Source organism: Pseudomonas sp. 32_A (assembly GCF_017490905.1).
Taxonomy (GTDB): Bacteria; Pseudomonadota; Gammaproteobacteria; order Pseudomonadales; family Pseudomonadaceae; genus Aquipseudomonas; species Aquipseudomonas inefficax.
On sequence record NZ_JAFGYI010000358.1, the window covers coordinates 1 to 441 of the forward strand.

Annotated in this window: 1 protein-coding gene; it reads right to left on the bottom strand. The window is 45.8% G+C overall.

What is annotated here, in order from left to right:
* Positions 1-441: 3,4-dihydroxy-2-butanone-4-phosphate synthase (locus tag J5M58_RS27065; RefSeq protein ID WP_207880512.1), on the bottom strand; the 441-nt coding region annotated here is incomplete at both ends.

The window sequence follows — 441 nt, forward strand, 5'->3', positions numbered from 1 at the left end:
TCTCACGATAGCGATAGAGCTCAAATGAACCATATTCTGTTTGAATCGTTCTTTGATCCAAACGTTCTACAGTTTGCTCATTGGTCATACGGTAGTGGATTAGGTCGGCAATTGTACCAATTTTTAGGCCATGCTTCTCAGCAAAAATTTCTAAATCTGCGCGGCGTGCCATTGTGCCATCTTCTTTGATGATTTCACAAATGACAGATGCAGGCTCAAGACCTGCCAGTCGTGCTAAATCACAACCTGCCTCGGTATGACCTGCACGGTGTAATACACCACCTGGCTGTGCCATGAGTGGGAAAATATGGCCCGGTTGTACAATATCGGTTGGTTTGGCATGTGCTGCCACAGCAGCTTGAATCGTGTGAGCACGTTCTGCTGCCGAAATACCTGTGGTAATACCTTCAGCTGCTTCGATAGATAACGTAAAGTTAGTAC